The 3035-nt window shown below is 45.8% G+C and carries 4 protein-coding genes and 1 pseudogene; 1 reads left to right on the forward strand and 4 read right to left on the reverse strand.

Annotated elements, in window-relative coordinates; genetic code table 11:
• A pseudogene (locus JKY90_05720) lies at positions 1 to 979 on the forward strand (FAD-binding protein).
• 15 nt (positions 980 to 994) lie between these two features.
• Here the strand turns inward: JKY90_05720 and JKY90_05725 are convergent.
• The 4 genes from JKY90_05725 to JKY90_05740 all read right to left on the reverse strand — a co-directional run.
• The gene (locus JKY90_05725) at positions 995 to 1249 is read right to left on the reverse strand and encodes a hypothetical protein (protein MBL4851763.1); all 255 of its coding nucleotides are present in this window, start codon (positions 1247 to 1249) and stop codon (positions 995 to 997) included.
• A 169-nt stretch (positions 1250 to 1418) separates the two neighbouring features.
• Positions 1419 to 1652, reverse strand: coding sequence for a succinate dehydrogenase assembly factor 2 (locus JKY90_05730; GenBank protein ID MBL4851764.1), 234 nt, complete (start codon positions 1650 to 1652; stop codon positions 1419 to 1421).
• Between the two features lie 10 nt (positions 1653 to 1662).
• Positions 1663 to 2358: a succinate dehydrogenase iron-sulfur subunit gene (locus JKY90_05735; GenBank protein MBL4851765.1), complete on the reverse strand. Its 696-nt coding sequence runs from the start codon at positions 2356 to 2358 to the stop codon at positions 1663 to 1665.
• On the reverse strand, positions 2358 to 3035 hold a 678-nt coding region (locus JKY90_05740; GenBank protein ID MBL4851766.1), incomplete at its 5' end, for an FAD-binding protein. The genes JKY90_05735 and JKY90_05740, both read right to left, overlap by 1 nt.

Genomic DNA, 3035 nt, shown 5'->3' on the forward strand with positions numbered 1-3035 from the left:
ACCGGCGATGGTATTGCTATGGCTTGGCGCGCGGGCTGTCGTATTGGTAATATGGAATTTATTCAATTTCATCCTACCTGTCTTTATCATCCCGAAGCTAAGTCATTTTTAATGACTGAAGCACTGCGTGGCGAAGGTGCAAAATTAAGACTGCCCAAGGCAAAATCGGACACAGGAAAGTCAGGTGATGGCCAGGCTTTCTTGCATAAATTTGATCCACGCGGTGAATTGGCACCGCGCGACATCGTTGCACGAGCCATAGATCATGAAATTAAACGCCTAGGCCTGGACTATGTTTACCTAGATATCAGTCACCGTGATGCCGACTTCATCATTGAGCATTTCCCCACCGTCTATGAGCGTTGCAAACAGTTTGGCTTTGACCTGACCAAGCAGGCTATTCCTGTGGTACCTGCCGCACACTATCTTTGTGGTGGTGTTGTCGCCAGCATTAATGGCCGTACTGACTTAAATGGCCTCTACGCCATTGGTGAAACCGCCTGCACCGGACTGCACGGAGCAAATCGTATTGCCAGCAATTCCTTGCTTGAGTGCTTGGTTATGGCAGATGCTGCTGCGGATGATATTACCCAATTGGTGGCGCAGACCGACCAGCCTGAAAAAATTAAACCGTGGGATGCCAGCCGTGTCACACCATCACTGGAAACTGTAGAAATTAACCATAACTGGGATGAACTACGTCGTGTTATGTCTGACTATGTGGGTATCGTACGCAGCAATAAACGCTTAAAACTAGCGCGCAAACGTATTGATAATTTGCAACAAGAAATCAACGATTTCTATGCCAGTCACCACATCAGTAATGACCTTATCGAATTGCGTAACCTGGTCACTGGCCGACTTGATCGTTCGCTGCGCCATGGCACGCAAAGAAAGCCGTGGTCTACACTATACGTTAGACTACCCCAACACCAGCGATACTATTGAGAATACGTATCTTTCACTTGAAAGCAGTTAAAGCAACTACTACAGCTTATTCTAGCGTCAGGCGATATTGCTGCAAACGCAAGTAAACACGTAATTTCCGATGTTGATTGTGGTCAAGACTGTCTCTAGGTAGAGGAATTGAAAGCCTCTTGCCATCAGCAAACCTGAGATTCAATATCACCAGCCAGGGATGTAAATAACTGTCACCGCTAATTTCAGCTCGTTTACTTCGACGATTCTGTCCAGTTAAAAATTCTACTCGCACTATGCCCAAGTCTCTTAGCAAGATACTGCTTGGCATGTGCGTCCCACCTGCTCGATAGCGGTAAAGGTAATAGCACAAACTAACTAAAACCAAGACCAACAATAGTGCCACAATATAATTTCTGGCCGACAGTCCTAACACAACAAATACTGCCCACGCGTGGGCAAATATTATGCTGAGTCGTAATTGCCGTGATGTACCTATATCAAGGCGTAAAGGCAGCGCGTATCCGCTCGATGACATGATTAGTTTCTCTATCCGTAGAGCTTATTTTTAACATTAAATAGTCGAGTAATATATTATCTGACTGCTCAAGTAATTGCTCAAAACACTGTTGCTGCTCACTCGTTAAATCTATGTACCCACGATCAAGGAAGTTACCCAGCAGCTCATCCAGCTCGGCCATACCTCGACGGCAGCGCCAACGTAAACGTGACATCTCCATTATTTTAAATCGAGTCTTTGAGCATTTGTTTCTTTAGCTCGCCAATCGCATGGGTGGGGTTTAAACCTTTAGGGCAAGCATCAACACAATTCATAATAGTATGGCAACGAAACAAACGATAAGAACCTTCCAATGCGCTTAAGCGTGTTGCCGTACCTTGGTCGCGGCTGTCCGCAACAAAACGATAAGCCTGCAACAATGCCGCTGGCCCACGAAAACGTTCAGGATTCCACCAAAACGACGGGCATGAAGTGGTGCAAGCACCGCATAGTATGCATTCATACAAACCATCGAGTTTTGCACGCTGCTCAGGTGTTTGCAAAAATTCGTCTTCTGGCACCGGGTCGTGCACGATAAGATGTGGATCAACCGCACGATAGTGGTGATAAAACTGACTCATATCCACCACTAAATCACGAATCACTGGCATACCCGGTAACGGTCGTATAACGATTGGCTGCTTTAAATCACTCACCGCAGTACTACAACTCAATACATTACGACCGTTCACATTGAGCGCATCCGAACCACACACCCCTTCACCACAGGAATGTCGAAAACTGAGCGTTTCATCTTGCACTTTAATTGCTTTTAATACATCGAGCAACATTGCGTCGTCGGCTATGTTGTCAAGCAGATAATTCTGCATATAGGGCTTATTCTCGGTTTCAGGGTTGTAACGATAAATACGTATTTGCATCAGTACACTCGCTCTTTCGGCGGAAATGAAGCAACAGAGACTGGCTTCATTCTTACCGGCTTATAATCGACAACGCCTTCTTCAAGATGGTAGAGCGAATGCTTAAGCCAGTGCGTATCATCACGCTTTGGATAGTCAATACGAGAATGTGCGCCACGGCTTTCACAACGCGCCAATGCAGACTCAACGGTTGCTAAGCCAATATCAACTAAATTTTCTAATTCCAACAATTCAATTCTCGCGGTATTAAAAACCTTACTATGATCCTGCAAAGTGACATCTAGCAAACGCTGCTTAATGGTTTTAACCTTATCGACACCAAGCTGCAACACAGCTTCAGTGCGAAAGACACCACAATATTCTTCCATCGCTGCCTGTAATTCGGCTCTTAATCCGGCAACCGTCTCACCTTCACCCTTCCTGTCCCAATGCGCCAGTCGTGCTAAAGATGCTGCAATACCGTTATCATCAAATGCTTTGTGATGCCGATTTTCCTTAAGATAAGCAATAATATGATTGGCAGCCGCACGACCAAAAACAATAATATCTAATAAAGAATTGCCACCCAATCGATTGGCACCATGCACGGATACACAGGCGCATTCCCCCGCTGCATACAATCCTGGCACCGCTTCCTCAGCACCACCCGCCACCGATGACATAACTTGACCATAACG

Source organism: Gammaproteobacteria bacterium, from assembly GCA_016765075.1.
Classification (GTDB): domain Bacteria; phylum Pseudomonadota; class Gammaproteobacteria.

What these genes read in the sequence shown, in the direction of transcription:
- JKY90_05725 (MBL4851763.1), bottom strand. Translation starts at nt 1,249, where the DNA reads ATGCCAAGCAGTATCTTGCTAAGAGACTTGGGCATAGTGCGAGTAGAA.
- JKY90_05730 (MBL4851764.1), bottom strand. Translation starts at nt 1,652, where the DNA reads ATGTCACGTTTACGTTGGCGCTGCCGTCGAGGTATGGCCGAGCTGGAT.
- JKY90_05735 (MBL4851765.1), bottom strand. Translation starts at nt 2,358, where the DNA reads ATGCAAATACGTATTTATCGTTACAACCCTGAAACCGAGAATAAGCCC.